The 20,499-nt window shown below is 65.7% G+C and carries 19 protein-coding genes and 1 pseudogene; 9 read left to right on the forward strand and 11 right to left on the reverse strand.

Annotated features, from left to right (window positions below; genetic code table 11):
* Nucleotides 1-7 precede the first annotated feature (7 nt).
* From C7I84_RS04560 to C7I84_RS04570, 3 genes are all read left to right on the forward strand, one after another.
* Nucleotides 8-649: a DapH/DapD/GlmU-related protein gene (locus C7I84_RS04560; protein ID WP_106770949.1), complete on the forward strand. Its 642-nt coding sequence runs from the start codon at nt 8-10 to the stop codon at nt 647-649.
* A gap of 127 nt (nt 650-776) precedes the next feature.
* Nucleotides 777-1,274: a hypothetical protein gene (locus C7I84_RS04565; RefSeq protein WP_106770950.1), complete on the forward strand. Its 498-nt coding sequence runs from the start codon at nt 777-779 to the stop codon at nt 1,272-1,274.
* Between the two features lie 186 nt (nt 1,275-1,460).
* Entirely contained in the window at nt 1,461-2,300 is an 840-nt protein-coding gene (locus C7I84_RS04570; protein WP_106770951.1) for an EamA family transporter, read from the forward strand.
* A 64-nt stretch (nt 2,301-2,364) separates the two neighbouring features.
* Here C7I84_RS04570 and C7I84_RS04575 read toward each other — a convergent pair whose 3' ends face one another.
* From C7I84_RS04575 to C7I84_RS04585, 3 genes are all read right to left on the reverse strand, one after another.
* A complete protein-coding gene (locus tag C7I84_RS04575; RefSeq protein WP_245428311.1) occupies nt 2,365-3,210 on the reverse strand; it encodes a BON domain-containing protein in 846 nt (281 codons plus the stop codon).
* A gap of 102 nt (nt 3,211-3,312) precedes the next feature.
* The gene (locus tag C7I84_RS04580) at nt 3,313-3,693 is read right to left on the reverse strand and encodes a VOC family protein (protein ID WP_106770952.1); all 381 of its coding nucleotides are present in this window, start codon (nt 3,691-3,693) and stop codon (nt 3,313-3,315) included.
* 92 nt (nt 3,694-3,785) lie between these two features.
* Complete coding sequence (locus tag C7I84_RS04585) at nt 3,786-4,457, reverse strand: Crp/Fnr family transcriptional regulator (RefSeq protein WP_106770953.1); 672 nt, start codon at nt 4,455-4,457, stop codon at nt 3,786-3,788.
* A 219-nt stretch (nt 4,458-4,676) separates the two neighbouring features.
* Between C7I84_RS04585 and C7I84_RS29910 the strand changes: the two genes are divergently transcribed.
* Complete coding sequence (locus C7I84_RS29910) at nt 4,677-4,817, forward strand: hypothetical protein (protein ID WP_165815979.1); 141 nt, start codon at nt 4,677-4,679, stop codon at nt 4,815-4,817.
* An 848-nt stretch (nt 4,818-5,665) separates the two neighbouring features.
* Here the strand turns inward: C7I84_RS29910 and C7I84_RS04590 are convergent.
* From C7I84_RS04590 to C7I84_RS04600, 3 genes are all read right to left on the reverse strand, one after another.
* Nucleotides 5,666-5,860 (reverse strand): hypothetical protein, encoded by a 195-nt coding sequence (locus C7I84_RS04590; RefSeq protein ID WP_106770954.1) that lies wholly within the window; start codon nt 5,858-5,860, stop codon nt 5,666-5,668.
* A gap of 303 nt (nt 5,861-6,163) precedes the next feature.
* Nucleotides 6,164-7,888: an AIPR family protein gene (locus tag C7I84_RS04595; RefSeq protein ID WP_106770955.1), complete on the reverse strand. Its 1,725-nt coding sequence runs from the start codon at nt 7,886-7,888 to the stop codon at nt 6,164-6,166.
* A 72-nt stretch (nt 7,889-7,960) separates the two neighbouring features.
* A complete protein-coding gene (locus C7I84_RS04600; RefSeq protein ID WP_425351297.1) occupies nt 7,961-10,789 on the reverse strand; it encodes an ATP-dependent helicase in 2,829 nt (942 codons plus the stop codon).
* Between the two features lie 209 nt (nt 10,790-10,998).
* Between C7I84_RS04600 and C7I84_RS04605 the strand changes: the two genes are divergently transcribed.
* Both C7I84_RS04605 and msrA read left to right on the forward strand, forming a co-directional pair.
* Nucleotides 10,999-13,317, forward strand: a complete 2,319-nt coding sequence (locus C7I84_RS04605) for a glucose/quinate/shikimate family membrane-bound PQQ-dependent dehydrogenase (RefSeq protein ID WP_106770957.1) — start codon at nt 10,999-11,001, stop codon at nt 13,315-13,317.
* Nucleotides 13,318-13,597: 280 nt separating this feature from the next.
* Entirely contained in the window at nt 13,598-14,113 is a 516-nt protein-coding gene (msrA, locus tag C7I84_RS04610; protein WP_106770958.1) for a peptide-methionine (S)-S-oxide reductase MsrA, read from the forward strand.
* Between the two features lie 7 nt (nt 14,114-14,120).
* Here the strand turns inward: msrA and C7I84_RS04615 are convergent, their stop codons facing one another.
* Entirely contained in the window at nt 14,121-14,822 is a 702-nt protein-coding gene (locus tag C7I84_RS04615) for an HXXEE domain-containing protein (protein WP_245428312.1), read from the reverse strand.
* Between the two features lie 244 nt (nt 14,823-15,066).
* On the opposite strand from C7I84_RS04615, the pseudogene C7I84_RS04620 reads away from it, so the two are divergent.
* Nucleotides 15,067-15,593 (forward strand): annotated as a pseudogene (locus C7I84_RS04620) (glyoxalase superfamily protein).
* A gap of 290 nt (nt 15,594-15,883) precedes the next feature.
* Here C7I84_RS04620 and C7I84_RS04625 read toward each other — a convergent pair.
* Together C7I84_RS04625 and C7I84_RS04630 are read right to left on the reverse strand one after the other, a co-directional pair.
* Nucleotides 15,884-16,432, reverse strand: coding sequence for an OmpA family protein (locus tag C7I84_RS04625; protein WP_106770959.1), 549 nt, complete (start codon nt 16,430-16,432; stop codon nt 15,884-15,886).
* 10 nt (nt 16,433-16,442) lie between these two features.
* The gene (locus C7I84_RS04630) at nt 16,443-17,117 is read right to left on the reverse strand and encodes a L,D-transpeptidase (RefSeq protein ID WP_106770960.1); all 675 of its coding nucleotides are present in this window, start codon (nt 17,115-17,117) and stop codon (nt 16,443-16,445) included.
* A gap of 220 nt (nt 17,118-17,337) precedes the next feature.
* Here C7I84_RS04630 and C7I84_RS04635 point away from each other — a divergent pair, with 220 nt between their 5' ends.
* Nucleotides 17,338-18,453 carry a metallophosphoesterase gene (locus tag C7I84_RS04635; protein ID WP_106770961.1) on the forward strand — a complete coding sequence of 372 codons (1,116 nt, stop codon included), beginning with the start codon at nt 17,338-17,340 and terminating at the stop codon, nt 18,451-18,453.
* A 265-nt stretch (nt 18,454-18,718) separates the two neighbouring features.
* Complete coding sequence (locus tag C7I84_RS04640; protein WP_106771003.1) at nt 18,719-19,597, forward strand: dienelactone hydrolase family protein; 879 nt, start codon at nt 18,719-18,721, stop codon at nt 19,595-19,597.
* Nucleotides 19,598-19,631: 34 nt separating this feature from the next.
* Here C7I84_RS04640 and C7I84_RS04645 read toward each other — a convergent pair whose 3' ends face one another.
* Nucleotides 19,632-19,835: a hypothetical protein gene (locus tag C7I84_RS04645; protein WP_106770962.1), complete on the reverse strand. Its 204-nt coding sequence runs from the start codon at nt 19,833-19,835 to the stop codon at nt 19,632-19,634.
* A gap of 162 nt (nt 19,836-19,997) precedes the next feature.
* Entirely contained in the window at nt 19,998-20,477 is a 480-nt protein-coding gene (locus tag C7I84_RS04650) for a thioesterase family protein (protein WP_106771004.1), read from the reverse strand.
* Nucleotides 20,478-20,499: the final 22 nt, after the last annotated feature.

Below are 20,499 nucleotides of genomic sequence, written 5' to 3' on the forward strand. Positions count from 1 at the left end.
CGCCTGAATGGCTGTCGATCCCGATCTGCGCTTCAAGGATCCCGAACCCCGCATCCACCCGACGGCGGAACTCAAATCCTGCCGGCTGGGTCGCTACGCGGTGGTCGGCGAGCGCGTGATCCTGCGCGAGGTCGCCGTCGGCGACTTCTCCTATTTCGAGCGCCATGCCGAGGCGATCTACACGACGATCGGAAAATTCTGCTCGATCGCCGCCAACGCCCGCATCAACGCGCTGGAACATCCGATCGAGCGGGTCACCAGCCACAAGGTCAGCTACCGGCCGAACGAATTCTTCCGTTATCTCGGCGTCGACGCGGCCTTCCGCGAGCGCCGGCGGGCAAAGCAGGTGTCAATCGGCAACGATGTCTGGATCGGCCACGGCGCGGTCGTCCTGCCGGGGGTGTCGATCGGCAATGGCGCGGTGGTCGGTGCCAACGCGGTGGTCACGAAGGACGTGGCGCCGTTCGAGATCGTCGCCGGAGTGCCGGCAAAACGGCTGCGCCCGCGGTTCGACGAGACCGTCTGCCGCCGCATTGCCGCGCTTGCCTGGTGGGATTGGCCGCTGGAGCGGCTGGTGAAAGCCATTCCCGACATGCAAACCCTGCCGATCGAGGCTTTTCTGGCTCGCTGGGAAGGCCAAAAAGACTGATCGGCGTCGCTCCTCGCGCCGGCTGTCCCTGTCTATCGTCCTGTAAGATTTTGCGACCGATTGTGCCCGGAACCTTCGCGAGTCCCGCGGGTTGAGGCGGCGAGGGACTAGCAAAGGAGATATCAAGATGAAACGCAGCCTTCTGTTCGCCGCCTCCGTCGCCGGTATCGCCGCCCTCGCGGCTCCGAGCTTCGCCGAGAGCCCGGCACAGTCCGGCAATCCGGATTCGACCGGCCAGACGCAGATCAATCCGGGAGTCCAGCAGCTCAACGCCGAGGGTGCTGACGGCACCGACGCGATGACCACCTCCAGCATCACCAGCGTCGAGACGCTCGTTCCGGTGATGGCGCAGGGCACGACGACGGCCGGCCAGATCCAGACCATCCGCGAGGTATCGACCGTTCGGGTGGTGAAGGTGAATGACTGGGCCAGCGCCGACAAGCAGGCCTTCGACGCCGCCATGAGCCAGAACATGCAGCCGGTGAGCGATCTGCGCGCGGCGCTGGTCGCCAACCAGGCCGTGAGCGCACGGCTGACCGAGCAGCAGATCCGCACGGACAACGTGGTGGCAACGCAGATCCAGCCCGACGGATCGATGGTCGTCTATGTCTATGACGGCGCCTGATTAGCCCTTCGATGACCACTTGAGTGCCGGCCGCTTGGCCGGCACTTTCTTTTGGGCAGACTCCCCGCTTCGTGCTATCGCATCCCGTGGACGGGTGAATCTCCTGCCGCTGCCGTAATGCCTTGCCGCCCTGGAGCAGGCAGATAGCGCCGCAAGCCGTTGCGTCCAAGCCGGCTAAGGAGAACGATGTCCGCATTCGCCCTGTCGCTCGTGCTGTTCGCGGCCGTGCTGCATGCCAGCTGGAACGCACTGGTCAAGGCGGCGTCCGACCGGGCGCTGGTGCTGGCGGCGGTTTCGGGGGCGCATGCCGCGACGGGTCTGGCGCTGATCGCGATCTCGTCGCCGCCGGCTATGGCGAGCTGGCCGTCGATCGCGGCTTCGACGCTGATCCACTACATCTATTACGCGCTGCTGTTCCAGGCCTACCGGCTGGGCGACCTCAGTCAGGTCTATCCGATCTCGCGCGGACTGGCGCCCGCCCTGGTGGCGCTTGGAACGTTCCTGATCATCGGCGAGACGCTGTCGCCGCAGGGCTGGACGGGATTGGCGGCGATCTCCTTCGGCATCGGCCTCCTGGCGCTGCAGCGCGGCGCGGTGCATGCCGATCCGCGCGCCGTGGGCGTGGCGGCACTGCTCGGCCTGACGATCGCCGCATACTCGGTGGCCGACGGCATCGGCATCCGGGTTTCGGAAAGTCCGCTCGGCTACATGGGCTGGCTATTCCTGCTGGAGGCGCCGGTGGTGCTGGCGATCCTGTGGAACCGGCACGTCAAAAAAGGCACGATCTCGTGGCGGGTGTTCGGCCTCGGCCTGATCGGTGGCGTCTTCTCCGTCACCGCCTACGGCACGGTGCTCTACGCCAAGACGATCGCGCCGATCGGCGCGGTGTCGGCGGTACGCGAATCGAGCGTGGTGATCGCGGCGCTTATCGGCGTTGTCTTCTTCGGCGAGCGGCCGTGGCGATGGCGCCTGGCGGCGGCCCTGGTGGTGGCCGCCGGCGTGATCCTGCTAGCCGCATCCGGCTGACCGCCCTCGCGGAAGGACCCGGCGAGGGCCAGCTTCGCCGGGTCCCAAGCGCCGGTCGTTCCGGTCAGAACGTGCCCGAGCGCTTGTCCATGGTCGACGCGGTCGTGCCCGTGCCGCCGCGTACCCGCAGATTGTTCTGGACGTTGGTCACGCCCGATACGGCTTCCGCGATGTCCTCGGCCTGGCGTTTGGCCATGCGGCTGTCGACCTCGCCGGACAATGTGACCTCGCGATCGCTCACCTCGACCTCGATGTCGCTGGCGTCCAGCCAGCCGGCGTCGGTCAGGCGGTCGTTGACATCCTCCTTGATGCGCTCGTCGGAGCGGGCGTAGTTTTTCGGGCCGCGGCCGCGATACTGGTCCATCTCGCGGCGGCGTTCGGCATCATGGTCGCCGAACCAGGACGACACCTCGTCGGAGGCCTTGTCCCAAAAGTCGCGCCCGCCCTCGGACGCACCGCGCCGCCCGCCGCCGTAGGAGCGTTCGCGCGACCAGCGGCCGGACCTTCCGCGAGAGCCGTAGTCCTCGCCGCCATAACCGTAGCCATAGCCGCTGTCGCCGGGCGAGTAGCCGCTGCTTTGCGGGAAGGCGCCGCGCGACTGCCATTCGTCGCGTCCGCGATAGCCGCTCTCGTAGCCGCCGGGTTCGCCGCCATAGCCGTAGCCGCCGCGGTCACGACGCTGGGCATAGCCGTATTCGTCGCCGGCGGACCATTCGTCCCGACCGACATTGCCGCCCTGCTGGCGGAAATCCTCCTGGTAGCCGCCCTGCTGGCGATAGTCGCGGCTGAACTGGTCCTGCTGCCGGCCGCGGTCGCCATAGTCGCCGCCCTGCTGGCGGCTGCGACCGTATTCGGTATCGAAATCCTCGCGGCCGCGATGCTCGCCGCGCATGCCTCTGCGATTGTCCATGTCCGTCTCCTCTCTGGAAAACTGCTCTGAGCAGGAAACCAGCTTGCGGGCATCCTGTTCCAGGAACGGACATGGATTTGTCGGCCGCGGGCCCGATGCGGATCACATGCTGTTCAGGTGCAGGAGGTTGCCGTCGGGGTCCTTGAACCAGACGGTCTTGATGCCGTCGCCGACATGGATGTCGCCGACCAGCCGCGCGCCCGGCATGTCGCCGTAATGCTCGAAGACGACGCCCTTGGCCTTGAGATCGGCGACGATCGTCTCGATGTCGTCGCCGACGCCCCAGACGACGGCATTGGCCTTGTTGGTGCCGGCCATCTCCGAGCGATAGACGACGAGATGCGTCTGCCCGGTACGGAAAGTCAGCACATGGCCCTCGAACTCCTCTTCGAGGTCGAGGCCGAGCGTGTCGCGGTAGAATTTCTTGGCGCGCTCGATGTCGCTGACGGCGACGATCGCCGCGGAGGACTTTTCCTTCAGCATGCTGCTTCTCCCTTTCGGTTGCCCCGCTTTCTGAAAGACGTCCGGGGATGTCCGGTTCCGACAGGGCAGATGCCTCGCGCATGCCGCCGCCGCTAATCCTCCGCCGTCGCCAGCGCTTCGAGCGCCGAGAGGTCGCGCAGCTCCAGCCGGTTGCCGTGCTTCTCGACCAGCCCCTTCTTGGCGAGCGTGCTCATCTCGCGCGACACCGCTTCCCTGTGCGTGCTGATCTTGGCCGCCAGCTCGAAATGGGTGGGCGCCGGGCAGATCGACACACGCCCGTTGGCCGGCTCGATCTCGTCGGCCCGGCGCAGCAGCTCGAGGATCAGCCGCTTGCGCACCACCAGCGTGCTGAACTCGAAAACCCGGTCGGTCATGCGGCGCAGCAGCGCCGACAAGTGCTCCAGCAGAAGCCAGGCCAGATTGGGATGGTGATGCACGAGCTCGCGAAAGGCGGCGGCGGACAGCCGCGCCGCGCGTGTCGGCTCCAGCGCGACGACGCTGGCCGAACGTTCCTTGCCGTCGATGCAGGCGAGCTCGCCGAAAATGTCGCCCTGCACGAGATCGCGATAGGAGATCTCGCGGCCATCCTCGGAAAACAGCGTGACGCGCGCCCTGCCGTCGAGAAGGAAGAAGACGTCGCGGTCGGTGTCGCCATGGGCGATGATCAGCGCGCCGGGGCGGTAGCCGGATGCCGCCCAGCGCCCGGCCAGAGCGGCGAAATCGGCGTCGGAAAGCCTCGACAGGAAGGCCGTGGAAGTCGTCACTCTAGTCTTTCCCCTCTTTTTTCCCCGACTTTACCGCTCCTGCCCGCATATCGGAAGCGCGGCGGACCGAGCCCGGAATCCGGCGCCGGCGCTCCCAGTGCGGATTTCGCCGGGACTGTGCGAAACCGCACAGACGGTTCGGCGCGATGCCCGTATCCTTCCGCCATTACCTGGACGGTGCCGGCCTGCAAGACGGCACACGGTGCAGGAGGACAAACGATGGAACCCTGGACACTTTTCGCACACCTGGCATCGGCGCTCCGCGAATTCATCCTGCCGAGCTACAGGCCGGCGCTCTATTACATGCGCGGGCCCGGCCCGGCCACCCGGCGCATGCTGAATCGGCGCGGCCGCATGTGAAGGCTTCCATGCCAGCCGGACCGCGGATGGAACATCAGGCGAAAGGCGACGGCGGGTCCGTCCTCCCCGGCCCCGACGGCCGCGCCCGTTCCACGAAAGACGGTCCGGCTGGCCATGGTGCGGAAAAGGCGGCGTGGCGGACAAAGGTCGGGCGTATCCGCCGCGCCGCCTGAGTTTCGAGGCGCTTCGATGCTGTCGCCAGCCATCCGGTATCCGTGACCCGCTCGCGCTTATCCGACCCACACATCTCGTCCTTGCCACGCCCTGCATCGCAGTCTGGCCATTGAAGAAGTCGGGAAGACGGGCGGCCGCAGGATCGCTCATCTAAATTTATATGCGACCTTTCGGCCGCCCGTCCGGTGCTTCTTCGCCGCTTCATTTCCGGGTCATGGGATCGTACTCCGACTTGAGTGACGCCGGCGATATCCTTCATGACGGCTCCTGAGGCCATACCGGAGCCCCGTCCCGCTCATTCTTCGGGATCGGTAGAAACTCTGAAGCAGCGCCGGACCTCGCGGCCACGTTAGCCGCTACCTTCCGGACACCGATCCCTCCCCGCAAACCACCGTCATGACCGGCGTTCCCGCAGGAGGGACTGCCGGCAAGAATAAGGGAGGTGGAGAGGCCGGGGATAAGAATCGGCCGGAACGCCGCTGCCTTGGCTTGCCGAGGTTGCGGCGAGGTGGCGTAAGTACCTGCGCCGGCTTGTTTTTTCTGGTCGCGCCAACCTTGCAGCGCCGCCACTTTTCCGCCGACAGCAAATAATCTGTCCCCTGCGCGGAGCACGCGCCCGGGCGGTCGATGCCGAAATCGGCGCGGGATGTGCTCCCGCGCCGGTTTTCCGTGAGCTAACGATTCTGGCGGGTGTTGTCGGTCTGGCCGCCGCGCTGCTGCTTGTCGCGCTGCTTGTCGCCGCCCATCTGGCCGCTCTTCTCCTGCCCGCCGGTGCCGCCGCGCTCAGCCTCCTGCTGGCGGCCGCGCTCCTTCATGTCCTGCTTCATGTCGCGGTCGCTCTGGCCGCTCTTCTTGTCCTTGTCAGGCATCTTGACCTCCCTGGTCGCAGTCGAGGCATTGCGCCTCGCAGCAAGGAACGAGGAATGGGGGCAGGTTGTTCCTGGTATTGGTACCTGGGATGCTCTCTGGGCGAGCAGGCGGAGGTATCTTCTGCACCGCCGGAGCCCTCCGCTGTCGGTACGGCATGGATCCTATGGTCTGCGCGACGGCCTTCGGCCTGCTTCGCCATAGGATGACGAAGGGAAGGGCCAATCGGAACCGTCGGAGGAGCTGTAGGCCGACGCACGCGAAGAGGGTGATGAAGCGGGCGGCTGAGGGCCTCTGAGGACCCACTATGCTCCCTTCTTTAGGGCCTGTGAAAATTGCGACGCGACGCTTTCCGTGCGCAAGAAATCTCGAAGGCGCTCCCTTGATGCTGCATGTGTCAGACCGGCTATCTTTTCAAGTATAGATACTACTTCTTTGTAGTGCTTTACCAGCGAAGCTTCGTCTCTAAATAGTTCGATAATTGCCGTTGCAATGGCCTCCTGCTTAGATTTCTTCAAGCTGAAAACGTCGTGCTCGCCTCCCAATCTTTGTCCGGCCGCAGCCAATGCGTAGTACTTATAAATGCCCCAGCTTCCATTAATTCGCCGGTTTCGTAGCGCGAAGTCGGCACGATAAGAGGCGAACGCAGCAGCATGGTACAAGGGCACGAAATGTGTTTCTTGGAAGATTTGACTAGAGAACTCCTTCCTTATGCCTCGATAGTCCCTTGCTGCGCGATGAGGCTGTGATAGGAACATGGCAGCAACCGCTTTCACCAGGTCGCTTGGCTTACAAATGCGCGTCCTCTCAATTAGCTCATTTCGATATTGGTTCTCCCTACGCTCAATAAATAGCCTTATCTCTTCATCTTGCTCCCTGGAATACTCCTCGAGATTTTTCATAAAAGGGGTCAATGCCCAAAATTGATCTTCCTTGACTTCGTTTTGCTTGTTAGTTCCAACAATAATACTTGAAACAAAATCGGGATCGATGCTGCCTATAAGTCTAATAGGCACTTGAACTCCTTTTGCCTTATTCCCTGCCAGGAATAAGATATTGCTAGTCTGGCATCCATTTACTATCTGATAGTCGTCGATCTCGAAAGAGTCGCCCTTCCGATTGATGTCCCTCGCGACCACCGTTACCCCGTTGTTCTTGAATATAAAGGATTCCGCTGCCCTGTGGTCGTTCATGAGTTCTTCAATAATGGAAATGTTTATACTGGATTTTGGGTTAAAGTCGCGTATGTTGTCAAAGAAAACGGCTCGATTTATTCGCCGCTCTCCGTGCTCAGAGCTAGCGATGGTAGCGAGGCCAACGAGATCCTCCGCAGAAACATATCCAAGAAATGCCTGTTCCACCGATGGGTGGTCTGGTAGCGTGATCGGCTTGGAGATGTCAAGTTTCGCAGAGATGGAATTGGTGGCTGACCGATATCCTGCCTGAAGTTCTCTGGCTCCAATAATCTCAATTTCAATGGCTTCAAATATGTTTTTTTCACCAAAGCGGGTCTTATTAGTATCTATTAATTGAATTACATGCTTGCTTAACTCGGCACTGCCGGTCGTTATATAAAATAATCTCAAAACAGGATTTTTCTTTAGAGCTGAGGCGTATATCGTGTTCTTTGCGTCAATCAGCTCGTTAATTTGCTCCGTAACGTCTACAAAGTTTCCGTCGAAAAAGGTGCTGACTCCGTCAAAAAATTTGGACAAGTCACCATAGTCAATTTTGTCGCTACTTTTTGCTTGAAAGATGTTGAATTCTACTGAATGATTTTTCCCTGACGCTAGTGCTCCAGCGACGTCGTCAGCGGTTCTGCACAACTCGCCCTGGACCATTATCGCGATGCCGTCGATTCCGAACTCCGTGCCCTTCAAATGCGCGGAGAAGGGATCGATATTGTCGGTAAGGATTCCATTTGCGACGGAAAATATCGCAAAAACTTCAAACAGATCAGGATCGGGCAGTCCGGTATGCGGGTTCGCGCGCTCAAATGCCTTAAGCTGTGCTTTCACAACTGGATTCATCACCCACCCGCCCGGAAACAATAGCAAAGATTAAACGAAGAATTCAGCTCGATGCAAGTACCGCGGGTGGACTCACACCCCCGTCACAAACCCGTCCAGCACCTTCTTCTGCCCGGCCCGATCAAAGTCGATCGTCAGCTTGTTGCCTTCGATGGCCGCGACATTGCCGTTGCCGAACTTCTGGTGGAAGACGCGGTCGCCGATGTTGAAGGGGGAGGGGGTATCGGCGACGCTTTTTGCCACCAGCTCGCCGTCGATGGTTTTTCCCTTCACCGAGCCCGCTCCCGCACCGTAGCCGGAATCGGTCTCGCCATAGCCGATGCGCTCGACCTGGTGGCCGGAGCGCGAGCCCCAGTTGCGGTCGGTGGCTTCGGTGCGGTTCTGCTGGGCGCGCTGCCAGCCGGGGGTGGCGTAGGTGTTGGAGAAGGAGCGGCCCTGGTCGCCGCCGCGCTGGCCGCCCGAGCCGCCGCTGGTGCCGCCGAGATTGTCGAAACGCGAGGCGCCGTAGGGGTTTTGGCGGCCGGCCGAAAAGCCGCCGCCGGAGCGGCCGTAGGGCGAGCCGTAGCCGCCATAGGAGGTGTCGGCCTGCTGCACCTCGACATGCGCCTCCGGCAGCTCGTCGAGGAAGCGCGAGGGGATGGTCGACTGCCACAGGCCGTGGATGCGCCGGTTGGAGACGAACCACAGATGCAGGTTGCGCTTGGCGCGGGTGAGGCCGACATAGGCGAGGCGGCGCTCCTCCTCCAGCGCCGAGCGGCCGCCCTCGTCAAGCGCACGCTGGTGCGGGAACAGGCCTTCCTCCCAGCCGGGCAGGAAAACCGTCTCGAACTCCAGCCCCTTGGCCGAATGCAGCGTCATGATGGAGACGGCGTCGAGCTCGGCGTTCTGCTCGGTGTCCATGACCAGCGCCACATGCTCCAGGAAGGCGCGCAGCGATTCGTATTCCTCCATGGAGCGGATCAGCTCCTTGAGGTTTTCGAGCCGCCCCGGCGCCTCGGCCGAGCGGTCGTTCTTCCACATCTCGGTGTAGCCGGATTCTTCGAGGATCGTCTCGGCGAGCTCGGTGTGGGGCGTCGTCTCCAGAAGCTCCTGCCAGCGGCGGAAGTTGGCGGCGAGCTGGCGCAGCGCCGCGCGCGGCTTCGGCTTCAGCTCGTCGCTCTCGGCAAGGGTTTCGGCGGCGGCAAGCATCGGCACGCCGAGCGCGCGGGCCGTGTCGTGCACCTGGCGGATGGCGGCCTCGCCCAGCCCGCGCTTCGGCACGTTGGCGATGCGCTCGAAGGCGAGGTCGTCGGCCGGCTGGGCGACGACGCGCATATAGGCCATGGCGTCGCGGATCTCCTGGCGCTCGTAGAAGCGCGGGCCGCCGATGACGCGGTAGTTCAGGCCCAGCGTGACGAAGCGGTCCTCGAACTCGCGCATCTGGAAGGAGGCGCGCACCAGGATGGCCATGTCGTTGAGCAGATGGCCCTTGCGCTGCAGCTGCTCGATCTCCTCGCCGACGGCGCGCGCCTCCTCCTCCGAATCCCAGGCGGCATGCACGGCGACCCTGGCGTCCTCGGGGTTTTCGCGCTCGGTGAACAGGGTTTTGCCGAGCCGGCCCTCATTGTGGGCGATGAGATGCGAGGCGGCGCCGAGGATGTGGGCGGTGGAGCGGTAGTTGCGCTCCAGCCGGATAACGGCGGCGCCGGGAAAATCCTTCTCGAAACGCAGGATGTTGTCGACCTCCGCGCCGCGCCAGCCATAGATCGACTGGTCGTCGTCGCCGACGCAGCAGATGTTGACGGGGATTCTTCCCTCCCCCTTGCGGGGAGGGTGGCCAGCCGGAGGCTGGCCGGGTGGGGTAGCCTCGGCAGTGCGCGACGCTCCCTCCCCCCTTGCGGGGGAGGTGGCGGCGAAGCCGCCGGAGGGGGTACGTCCGGCAGTGCTCGACGTTCTGGCGGTGCCTTCTGACGGTACCCCCTCTGGCCTGCCGGCCATCTCCCCCTCAAGGGGGGAGAGATCGCGGCCGCCAGGCCGCACCCCATCCTTCGAGGAGGGCCGCTGCGCCAGCAACCGCAGCCACATGTACTGCGCGGTGTTGGTGTCCTGGTACTCGTCGACGAGGATGTACCTGAAACGCCGGTGATACTCCGCCAGCACGTCGTGGTGGGCGCGGAAGATGCGGATGGGGTGGCACAGAAGGTCGCCGAAGTCGCAGGCGTTCAGCGTCTGCAGGCGGTCCTGATAGGCCTTGTAGAGCGCGCGGCCCTTGCCGTTGGCGAAGGCGCGGGCGTCGCCCTCGGCGATCTCGGCGGGGCCCAGCCCCTTGTTCTTCCAGCCGTCGATCATCTGCGCGAACTGGCGCGCGGGCCACCGCTTGTCGTCCAGCCCCTCGGCCTGGATGAGCTGCTTGATGAGGCGGATCTGGTCGTCGGTGTCGAGAATGGTGAAGCTGGAGCGCAGGCCGGCCAGCTCGGCATGGCGGCGCAGCATCTTTACGCCGATCGAGTGGAAGGTGCCGAGCCAGGGCATGCCCTCGACCTGCTCGCCGACGAGGAGGCCCACCCTCTGCTTCATTTCCCGCGCGGCCTTGTTGGTGAAGGTGACGGCGAGGATCTGGCTGGGGAAGGCGCGGCCGGTGGCAAGGATGTGGGCGATGCGGGTGGTGAGCACGCGCGTCTTGCCGGTGCCGGCGCCGGCAAGCACCAGCACGGGGCCTTCGGTGGTCTCCACCGCCAGCCGCTGCTCGGGGTTCAGGCCGTTGAGGTAGTCGGGCGTCCGGTTGTTGTGGCCGGCCCTGGCCGCCATGGCGCGCGCGGCGATGCCGCCTTCGGCGCGCGGGGGTGCCGGGGCGCGCGCGGCTTCGCCGCCGCGCGGGGCAGGCGCGTCGTCGTCGAAGAAAGGCAGGTCGTCCGGTGACATCGCCACCGAATGTAGTGATTCGGGTGGGAAAGGCCAGCGGCGTTTCCGTTTTGTACCGAAAGCAAGAGGAGAAGGCGCGAGGTCGAGGAATTATTTCCTTGGCGGTGGCGGTGCCGCTCTCGCGAATCAACCAGTGTTTGACAGTCTGCTGCCGGAGGTTGAAGACTGCGCTTGCGCGGCGGCTGCGACAGGCAAGAGGGAGGCGACCCTTGGTCATCGGCATCACGGCTCTGGTTCTGGCGCTCATCGGTCTGGCCATCGGCGCCGGCGGCATCTGGCTCGCGGTGCTCGGCGGCAGCTGGTACTACGTCGTCGCCGCGCTCGGCTTTCTTGCCACCGCGCTGCTTTTGGTGCGCAGGCGCCAGACGGCGCTATGGGTCTACGCGCTGCTTCTGGTCGGCACGCTCGCCTGGGCTATCTGGGAGGTCGGCTTCGACTGGTGGCAGCTCGGCCCGCGCGGCGGCGTCATCGTGCTGATCGGCCTGTGGCTGCTGACCCCCTGGGTGCGGCGCCGGCTTGCGGGCTCCGGCGGGGCCACGGCGCTCGGCATGGCCGTGCTGGCGGCGCTGGTGGTCGCCGGCTATGCGATGACGACCGACCGCTACGACATCCCCGGCGCGCTGCCGACCGAGCAGGTCGCGGCCCAGCCCAATCTCGGCGGCGGCGCGATGCCGCCGGGCGAATGGCATTTCTACGGCCGCACCCCGTTCGGCCAGCGCTATTCGCCGCTCGCCCAGATCACGCCGGAAAATGTCGGCTCGCTGCAGCCCGCCTGGACGTATCGCACCGGCGACGTGCGCGGCCCCGACGACGTGACCGAGACGACCTACCAGGTGACGCCGCTGAAAATCGGCGAGCTGCTCTACATCTGCACGCCGCACAATTGGGCCATCGCCATCGAGGCGGAGACGGGCAAGGAGCGCTGGCGCTTCGACCCCAGGGTCGGGCTGGAGAAGGATCGCCAGCACCAGACCTGCCGCGGCGTCGCCTATCACGCGGTGGCGGGCGCACCGGCCGGCCAGCCATGCGCCGAGCGCGTCTACCTGCCGACCTCGGACGCGCGGCTGATCGCGCTGGATGCCGGGACGGGCGAGATCTGCACGAGCTTCGCCGAGGGTGGCACGCTCAACCTGCTCGCCAACATGCCCTATGCCGACAAGGCGGGCTATTATTATTCGACCTCGGCGCCGCTGATCGCCGGCGGCAAGATCATCGTCGGCGGCGCCGTCAACGACAATTATTCGACGGAAGAGCCGTCCGGCGTCATCCGCGCCTACGACGCCGTCACCGGGGCGATCGTGTGGGCCTGGGATTCCGGCAACCCGGACCGCACGACGCCGCTCGGGCCGGGCGAGACCTATACCCACAACTCGCCCAACATGTGGTCGACGGCAAGCGCCGACGAGGCCTTGGGGCTGGTCTACATCCCGCTCGGCAACCAGACGCCCGACCAGCTCGGCATGAATCGCAGCGAGCATGTGGAAAAATACTCGTCGTCGATCACGGCGCTCGACCTAGATACCGGCCAGGTGCGCTGGGTGCGGCAGACGGTGCATCACGACCTGTGGGACATGGACGTGCCGGCGCAGCCGAGCCTGATCGACATCACCACGGCGAACGGCGTGATGCCGGCGCTGGTCGGGCCGACCAAGCAGGGCGACATCTACGTGCTCGACCGGCGCAGCGGCGAGCCGATCATCGCCGTCAACGAGGTGCCGGCGCCGGGCGGCGCGATCGAAGGCGACTTTACCGCGCCGACACAGCCGGTCTCGGACCTCACCTTCATGCCGCCGCCGCTCACCGGCGCGGACATGTGGGGCGTCACCATGTTCGACCAGCTCGCCTGCCGCATCGAGCTGCGCCGGCTGCGCTACGAGGGCCGCTATACGCCGCCCTCGGTGCAGGGCACGCTGGTCTTCCCCGGCAATTTCGGCACCTTCAACTGGGGCGGCGTGGCGGTCGACCCGGTGCGGCAGGTGATGTTCGGCATGCCGACCTATCTTGCCTTCAAGTCCGAGCTCGTCCCTCGCGCGGAAGTGCCGCCGCCGGACGAGGGGCGCGGCAGCGAGCAGGGACTGAACCGCAACGAGGGCGCGCCCTATGCGGTCGTCATGGGGCCGTTCCTGTCGGCGCTCGGCATTCCCTGCCAGGCGCCGCCCTGGGGATTCGTCGCCGCCGCCGATCTCAGGACCGGCAAGATCGTCTACCGCCACCGCAACGGCACGGTGCGTGACATGACCCCGCTGCCGCTGCCGTTCAAGGTCGGCGTGCCCGGCATCGGCGGGCCGATGATCACGGCCGGCGGCGTGGTGTTTCTGGGCGCGGCCGTCGACGATTTCTTGCGCGCCTATGATCTGACCACGGGGCGGCAGCTCTGGGAGGCGCGCCTGCCGGCCGGCGGCCAGTCCACGCCGATGACTTTCGAAGCCTCCGACGGGCGCCAGTTCGTCGTCATGGTGGCCGGCGGCCACGGCTCGATCGGCACCAAGGCGGGGGATTATGTGCTCGCTTATACGCTGCCGCGGTGAGGGGCGATCCATACGCCGGGCGTGGCCTTATCGTCGCTCGCACCCCCACCCCTGACCCCTCCCCACAAGGGGGAGGGGGACCTTGCGGCCGCCATGCCACGCGAAACCGTCGATTGGCGCGCCTGGCGGACACGCCAGCGAATCCCCTCCCCCTTGTGGGGAGGGGTTAGGGGTGGGGGTAATCTGGCGCGGACGTGATCAAGGCAGGAGGCCGCCGCTAACAAAACGCTGCGAAATTCCTATATCAGGCGCATCCAATCCGAGAAGCGAGGACACCACCATGGCGACCGAACGCGCAGTGCTTGCCGGCGGCTGTTTCTGGGGCATGCAGGATCTGATCCGCCGCTATCCCGGCGTGATCTCCACCCGCGTCGGCTATTCCGGCGGCGACATGCCGAACGCTACCTACCGCAACCACGGCAGCCATGCCGAGGCGATCGAGATCGTGTTCGACCCGGCAAAAATCGGCTACCGCGACCTTTTGGAATTCTTCTTCCAGATCCACGACCCGAGCACCCGCGACCGGCAGGGCAACGACGTCGGCACCAGCTACCGCTCGGCGATCTTTTATATCGGCGACGAGCAGAAGCGCGTGGCGGAAGACACCATCGCCGATGTCGACGCCTCCGGCCTGTGGCCGGGCAGGGTGGTGACCGAGGTCACGCCGGCCGGCGCGTTCTGGGAGGCCGAGCCCGAGCACCAGGATTACCTGGAGCGCTACCCCAACGGCTATACCTGCCATTTCCCGCGGCCGAACTGGAGGCTGCCGAGGCGGGAGGAGCGGAAGAGCGCGTGAGGGGTTCTCAGACCCGAGCCGACCGGCGCAAGGTCAACGCCGCAAGCAGCAGCATCGGGATCGCCGGATTGACGATCTGGATCGCGATCAGGACGGGTTCGCCGATCCAGCCGGCCAGATAGGCTTTCAGCGAGAGCATGAGCACGGCGTGGATCAGGATGCCGGCGAGCACGGTCGCGGCGACGGCGGGCACTCCCAGGTCCGGCCGCCGCAGGGCAATCCACAAGGCCCTGAGCGACAGCGGCAGGAACAGCAGGATCGAGGTGACGAGGCCGGGATTGTAGCTGCCGTTGGCCAGCGCCGGCCCGATATGCGCGACCGCGTTGACCGACACTACGCCGAAGAAGCTGAGCGCGACCGCCGGCCAGCGGCGTCCGAGCAGGGCCGAGATCGGGCCGGCCAGCCATACCAGCGGGATGTTCACCGCGGTGATGAAGGCCTTGGGGACAGGGCAGGCGGCCGCGTCGGCAAAGCCGAATGTTTCGCACATCATTGCGTGGAAGGCATAGGGCTGGCCTTCGGCGTCGATGCCATGCTCCTCGAACTGGTGCAGCAGGTAGGCCGCGGTGGCCGCCCAGGCGAGCCACACCATGTCACGGCTGCGCGGCACCGTGCGATCGCCGCGCAACTCGCCGAACAGCAGACCGGCGAGCACCCCGGCCGCGAAGCCCAGTCCGATCCATGGCCAGAGATGCGAGAACGAAGACATCGGGCAAGCTTAGAAGCCGCGCTGCGCCTCCGCCAGTCCGGCGCGCCGCATCGTTGACGCCGCCAGCGCCCGCCGCTAGCTTTCCCGCACGGCCGCGACGCAGCCGGCAGTCCGCGCCCGAAAGGGTTTTTTTGGCGAATGCGTCGACCTGGAAAAGTCCAACCGGTGAACCTGTCCGGCGGAGACTTCGGCAATGCGGGCGCTGAGGTAGAAGAAGCTTCGCCGGGACGGAGAACCGGAACCCATGCGTACATTCTTGAACGCCAAGGCGATGGCAAAGGCCATGCGCGAACAGCTTGCCGCGCGCGGCGTGACGATCCAGCACGCCGAGGCGCTGGAGATCGTGGCGAGACAGTTCGGGCTGGAAGCTGGAACGTGCTGTCGGCGAAGATCGGTGAAGCGGAGGGCGTGCCGTGGCGCTTCGAGCCGCCGGCGCCGATCGTCAGGATTTTTGACGAGGCGAAGGCGCGCGATTTCTACCTCGGCTTCCTCGGCCTGACGCTCGACTGGGAGCATCGTTTCGAGCCGGGCATGCCGCTCTACTGCCAGGTGTCGCGCGGGGCGCTGAAACTGCATCTCAGCGAGCACTCGGGCGACGCCAGCCCGGGGGCCAACATGCTGGTCTACATGACCGGCGTCGAGGCCTGGCAGAAGGAGCTGGCCGGCAAGAATTATCGGTACAACCGGCCCGGCCTGCAGCGGCAGGACTGGGGGCTGGAATGCGTGGTCATCGACCCGTTCGGGAACAGGATCCGGTTTCTGGAGGAGTGACGGCCCCCTTGAGGGGAGGGTGGCCGGACGCAGTCCGGCCGGGTGGGGTCGGTGCGGCAGTGCTCGGCGTTCTGGCGTCCGGGCGGTGCCTTCTGAGGTTACCCCCTCCGCCCGCTTCGCGGGCACCTCCCCCGCGAGGGGGGAGGGGACGCGGCGCTCGGCCGGGTGGGGTAGCCGCGGCAGTGCTCGGCGTTTTGGCGGTGCCTTCTGAGGCTGCCAAGGGCGGTGCCTTCTGAGGTTACCCCCTCCGCCCGCTTCGCGGGCACCTCCCCCGCAAGGGGGGAGGATGGCTACGGCGTGTCGTATTCGTTGCGCAGATTGGTGACGACGCGGCGGTTCTGCACCTTGCAGGACCTGTCGGTGCAGGCACGCACCTCGCGGTCCTTGCCGTAACCTTTTGCCCACATGCGCTTGGCGTCGACGCCCTTGGAGACGAGATAGGCCATGGCAGCGCCGGCGCGCTTCTGCGACAGCGCCACCTGCTGGGCGTCCGAGCCGGAATCGTCGGCGAAACCCTGCAGCTTGACCAGCCAGCGCGGGTTCTTCGTCAGCCAGGCGGCCTGCTGGTCGAGCGTCGTCCTGGCGACCGAATCCAGCTCGGCCGAGCCGGCGGCGAAGAAGGTGCGGCGGCCGACATTGAGGATGAAGTCCTCCTCGCTGCCGGGCTGCATGTTGGCGAAGCCGGCGGCGGGGTCGTTGGTGTTGCCGATGTCGTTGGGGTTCACGGCGGCGGCGACCTGCGGGGTCTCGATTCCCGTGTTGGTGGAGGTGCAGGCGGCGAGCGCCAGCAGCAGGCAGGCGGCGAGCGGGCGCCGGAAGGCGTCGGAGCGAAAAATCATGATCGGCGGCCTACTCGGTTTCCGGCTCTTCGGGGCGGGCGAGCGACTTCCGCGCCTGCTCGGCCAGATGCGGCAGGACCTGCACGGCGGTGCCGACCGGGCAGCGCTGGTAGAGGTCGATGGCGTCCTCGTTGAACATGCGGATGCAGCCCGACGAGGCGTCGGTGCCGATGCTCCACGGAGCGATGGTGCCGTGGAAGCGGTAGCCGGTGTCGGCGCCGTCGCGGTGCAGGTACATGGCGCGCGGTCCGAGCGGATTCTTGGGCGAGCCACCCTCGACGAAGGCGGGCAATTCGGGATGGCGCTTGCGCATTTCCGGCGGCGGCGTCCAGCGCGGCCACAGCGCCTTGCGGTCGATGGTGGAGCGGCCGAACCACTGGAACCCCTCCTTGCCGACGCCGACGCCGTAGCGGATCGCCGTTCGGTTCTCCATGATCAGGTAGAGGAAGTGGTTGCGGGTGTCGACGACGACCGTTCCCTGCGGCTCGCTCGACTTGAACTTGACGACCTGGCGGTGCCATTTCCTGTCGATCTTGGCGAAATTGGTCTTGGCGTAGGTGACGCCGTTGTCGACCGCGGTGCCGGCGAAATAGGACGCGGCCGCCGCCTCCGCGTCGGTTCCGGCAAGGCCGGCCGCGGCCACGGCCAGCCCGCCGAGAACGACCTGGCGTCTCGAAAGAATCATCGACAACTTCCCCCTCGAAGCTTTTCGTGGCGCGGAGCATAATGCAGAGTTGTTTGCGTTCAAATGGAAATCGCCGATCTTGCCGGCAGGGTCAACGGCATGACTTTCGCCCGACGCGCGGGCTTGCCAGTTGATTTGCCGGCTGCGATCCTGCCAAGATGTCATGGCTTCCGGCGGACCGATCTGCCGGCCGGCGCCGTGGTCATTTGGTGATCGACGCATGAACATCCTGTCCCGGCGCGACCTGATCTGCGGGTTTGCTGCGGCGATACTGTCGCCGCTGGTGCCGGGCCGTGCAGTGGCCCAGCCGCAGGCGGGGCGGCCGCACACGGACGCCACCTTCCTGTTTTCCAACGATGTCCATGCCTGCCGCATGGGCAACGGCCTCAGCCCGAACTGCGCGGAAGAGGGCAAGACCGACGCCAATTTGCTCAGCCACATCGCGGCGCTGAACGGGCTGGAGCGCGGCCACTGGCCGAAGGAGGTGGCCGGCGCTGCCAGCGGGCTTGCCGGCGCCGGCCACCCGATCGCCCGGCCGCTCGGGCTGGTGATCGGCGGCGACGTGACCGACGACGGCGGCGGCCAGACCGCGCTGCCGCACGAAGGCACGCAACTGCTGCAATTCAGCCACCGCTATCAGCAGGGAGTCGGGCCCGACCGGGTGCATTTTCCCGTCTATGTCGGGCTCGGCAACCACGATCTCGACCAGGACGGGCAGCCGCCCCGCGTCGACTGGTACCGCCGCGAGCTGCGCGACTATGTCGAGCTCAACCACCGGCCGGGCGTGTTCTTCAAGCCGCCGGTGCCGGCCGACAATTACGATGTTGCCTCCGACTGCTATTCCTGGAACTGGGGCGGGCTGCACCTCGTGCAGCTCCACCGCTTCGGCGGTGACACGGCCAAGGGCGCGGCGAGCGGCCTGCCGTGGCTGAGGGACGATCTGAAGACCCATGCCGGCGACGGCCGGCCGGTGGTGCTGTTCCAGCACTACGGCTGGGATTCTTTCTCGATCGAGCGCTGGGATCCGACGAAAAGGACCTTCGACGACGACGGCGAGGGCGCGCCGCACTGGTGGAGCGAGGCGGAGCGGCAGGCGATGCTGGACGCGCTCGCGGGCTATAACGTCGTCGGCATTTTTCACGGCCACCAGCACGAGACGCCGATGATCTACCGCCGCGACGGTCTCGATCTGTTCAAGCCCAAGGCCGCCTATATGGGCGGCTTCGCGCTGGTGCGGGTCACCGACGGCTTCATGGACGTCGTGCTGGGCGAGGCCGTGGATCGCGGCGGGACGGTGCGCTTCACCAACGCGTTCAGCAAGGTGTTGGAGAAATGATGCCGCCTTTCGGCGTGTCATACCCCCACCCCTAACCCCTCCCTCAGGGGGAGGGGACTTTGCGGCCGCCACGCGTGCAAATTCGTGGATGATTTGCGCCGGGAAAGATGCCAGCCGGTCCCCCTCCCCTTGAGGGGTGGGGGTATGAGGGACGACTGCCAGTTTGAGCCTGGCGTGACAGTTGACCAGACGCAGCGAGCGGGCCTTGACTGGACCTGCGATGCCGCCGGCCTATGTTCCGTCCATCCATCCGAGGGAGACCGCCATGACAGAACCCGTCATCACCCAGGCGATGATCGACGCCTATGACGAATACACGCATCTGACGCTGGACCGCCGCGGCTTCATGGAGAAGCTGACGAGGCTGGCGGGGTCAGGTGCCGCCGCGGCGGTGATCGCGCCGATGCTGGCGGCAAATTCGGCGCAGGCCGCTGTCGTCGCCGAGGACGATACGCGGCTCGCGGCCGAGGACGTCGCCTGGCCGGGCGACGGGGGCGAGATGAAGGGCTATCTGGTGCGCCCCGCCGAGCAGAGCGGCAAGCTCGGCGCGGTCATCGTCATCCACGAAAACCGCGGGCTGAACGCCCATATCAGGGACGTGGCGCGGCGCATGGCGCTGGAGGGGTTCGTCGCGCTGGCGCCCGATTTTTTGTCGCCGCTCGGCGGCACGCCGGCCGACGAGGAGGCAGCGCGCGGGATGTTCTCGCAGCTCGATCCGGCGAAGACCGCGGCCAACGGCGTGGCGACGATCGCCTATCTGAAGGGCCGCGACGACGTCAACGGCAAGGTCGGCGCCATCGGCTTCTGCTGGGGCGGCGGCACGGTGAACAATCTCGCCGCCGCCGCGCCGGACCTCGCGGCCGGCGTCGCCTATTACGGCGCGCAGGTGAAGGACGAGGCGGCGATCGGCCGGATCGAGGCGCCGCTGCTGCTGCACTATGCCGGCCAGGACGAGCGCATCAATGCCGGCATCGACGCCTACAAGGCGGCGCTGACGGCGGCCGGCAAGGAGTTCACCGTCTACGTCTATGAGGGCGCGCAGCACGCCTTCAACAACGACACGTCGGAAGCCCGCTACAACAAGGAGGCCGCGGATCTCGCCTGGGGCAGGTCGGTGGCGTTTCTGAAGGAGAAGCTGGGGTAGGGGTTTCTGTGCCGGAGCGACAGCGGAGGGGGCCTTATGTTTTCCGCTTGAGCCGTGTCGAGCGGGCGATCCTGAGGACGTGGCGGGCATAGAGCATCTGCATGGGGATCGGGTTGCCGCGGCGCTCGATCTGGTAGAGCTCGTCATCGATCATCTTGATGGCTCGCCAGAAATCATAGTCGGTGAGCTTCGTGTCGGACGCGAGCCGCGCCGACATCGCCGCGATGTCCAGCTTCATACCAATCTCCGGCGAATCGCGTTCCGCCCACGCGACTCGGTCTCTTGGACCGGAGTGTTTTCGGTCAGGCCGGTTCGATCAACCGGGCCCGACCATTCAAATTGTGCATAAACGGTAACCTTAAGATTTTGATGCCCGGCATGGTTAAGGATCGGTAAACGGCTATTTCCGCCTGATGCCGATCGAGCGGCCGGCGCGCTCCGGCACCGGCAGGCCGGCATGGGCAGCCCCGAGCGCCGCCACCTTTTCGGCGATGTCGGGCGGGAACGGCGCCACCTTCGGCCCGCTCATGTCGACATGCAGGGCAAGATGCTCGGAGGTCGCCGCCAGCCAGCCGTCGACATGGCGGATCTCCTGGTAGCCGCGGATGCGCTTGTCATCATGGTCGAGCAGCTGCAGGCTCGCCGTCACGCGGTCGCCGAGATGCAGCTCGCGCACGTAGCAGACATGGACTTCCGCCGTGTAGATGGTGAGGCCGCGCTCGCGCGCATAGGCCGGGCCCATGCCCATCAGCTCGTAGCCGTCGTCCGAGGCGCGGTCGAACAGCACGTTGTAATAGGCCATGTTGAGATGGCCGTTGTAGTCGATCCACTCCTTCTCGATGTCCATGAGGCTGGAGACGAAGGGGGCGGGCAGGGGCATGGAGGCGATCCTTCTGGCGCTG

The organism is Kumtagia ephedrae (genome assembly GCF_003012745.1).
Classification (GTDB): Bacteria; Pseudomonadota; Alphaproteobacteria; order Rhizobiales; family Rhizobiaceae; genus Kumtagia; species Kumtagia ephedrae.

Coding starts and splice junctions, on each gene's coding strand:
- C7I84_RS04560 (WP_106770949.1), top strand. CDS start 8: ATGGCTGTCGATCCCGATCTGCGCTTCAAGGATCCCGAACCCCGCATC.
- C7I84_RS04565 (WP_106770950.1), top strand. CDS start 777: ATGAAACGCAGCCTTCTGTTCGCCGCCTCCGTCGCCGGTATCGCCGCC.
- C7I84_RS04570 (WP_106770951.1), top strand. CDS start 1,461: ATGTCCGCATTCGCCCTGTCGCTCGTGCTGTTCGCGGCCGTGCTGCAT.
- C7I84_RS04575 (WP_245428311.1), bottom strand. CDS start 3,210: ATGGACAATCGCAGAGGCATGCGCGGCGAGCATCGCGGCCGCGAGGAT.
- C7I84_RS04580 (WP_106770952.1), bottom strand. CDS start 3,693: ATGCTGAAGGAAAAGTCCTCCGCGGCGATCGTCGCCGTCAGCGACATC.
- C7I84_RS29910 (WP_165815979.1), top strand. CDS start 4,677: ATGGAACCCTGGACACTTTTCGCACACCTGGCATCGGCGCTCCGCGAA.
- C7I84_RS04590 (WP_106770954.1), bottom strand. CDS start 5,860: ATGCCTGACAAGGACAAGAAGAGCGGCCAGAGCGACCGCGACATGAAG.
- C7I84_RS04595 (WP_106770955.1), bottom strand. CDS start 7,888: ATGAATCCAGTTGTGAAAGCACAGCTTAAGGCATTTGAGCGCGCGAAC.
- C7I84_RS04600 (WP_425351297.1), bottom strand. CDS start 10,789: ATGTCACCGGACGACCTGCCTTTCTTCGACGACGACGCGCCTGCCCCG.
- msrA (WP_106770958.1), top strand. CDS start 13,598: ATGGCGACCGAACGCGCAGTGCTTGCCGGCGGCTGTTTCTGGGGCATG.
- C7I84_RS04615 (WP_245428312.1), bottom strand. CDS start 14,822: ATGTCTTCGTTCTCGCATCTCTGGCCATGGATCGGACTGGGCTTCGCG.
- C7I84_RS04625 (WP_106770959.1), bottom strand. CDS start 16,432: ATGATTTTTCGCTCCGACGCCTTCCGGCGCCCGCTCGCCGCCTGCCTG.
- C7I84_RS04630 (WP_106770960.1), bottom strand. CDS start 17,117: ATGATTCTTTCGAGACGCCAGGTCGTTCTCGGCGGGCTGGCCGTGGCC.
- C7I84_RS04635 (WP_106770961.1), top strand. CDS start 17,338: ATGAACATCCTGTCCCGGCGCGACCTGATCTGCGGGTTTGCTGCGGCG.
- C7I84_RS04640 (WP_106771003.1), top strand. CDS start 18,719: ATGACAGAACCCGTCATCACCCAGGCGATGATCGACGCCTATGACGAA.
- C7I84_RS04645 (WP_106770962.1), bottom strand. CDS start 19,835: ATGAAGCTGGACATCGCGGCGATGTCGGCGCGGCTCGCGTCCGACACG.
- C7I84_RS04650 (WP_106771004.1), bottom strand. CDS start 20,477: ATGCCCCTGCCCGCCCCCTTCGTCTCCAGCCTCATGGACATCGAGAAG.